Below are 766 nucleotides of genomic sequence, written 5' to 3' on the forward strand. Positions count from 1 at the left end.
CTTTGGTAAGTCCTAAGAAAGCGTGGGTGAAGTCGATTTGCTTAGAAATTTGAGAAAATTTTGCTTCAAATAGCAAAGAAAAATCAACATGCTTTAACATTTCATCTTCTAATAACTCATCTACATAAATTGCTACATAATATTTTATTATTTCTTTCATTTCGAAATAGTTCCTTCTAAAAGTCCATAAGGTATTATTCCTATAAATATTGCAATTTCAAAACAAAAATACATCATTAAAAATAAAAATTTAAATTTTAAATGCAATTTAACAAAAAAAAACCATATTATCATTAATAAAATATTTATTATTGCAAGATTTAAATAAAAATCATTAAAAATTATATTAAAGATATACATAAAACAATAGCAAAAAAGATGAATAAAAAAGAAGTTTTTATAAAAACTTAAAAAAATAAACCAAAATATAGCAATATAAAATAGCAAGATAGGAAAGAAAAAAACAATATAAAGCTCAAATTCCAAATTCTTGAGTTTATATATAACAACAAATACAGCACATATTAAAGCAATATAGCCACTCCCTAAACACCAAGCAATTTGCCCACTTGATATATTGTCTATTCCTTTGCTTTCTAGTTTTGTTTTGAGTTTAGAATAAATAGGAATTTGCAAATTTACTCCTAATATAGATAAATTGTTTTATTATAACCAATCTACTTAATACTTTTAATTAATTTAAATTCTTTGTTTTTAAGATATTCTTGTCTTAATGTTTCATCTGCTTTATCAAGCTCATCAGGAC

The organism is Campylobacter sp. BCW_6873 (assembly GCF_001762365.1).
GTDB classification, from domain to species: Bacteria; Campylobacterota; Campylobacteria; order Campylobacterales; family Campylobacteraceae; genus Campylobacter_D; species Campylobacter_D jejuni.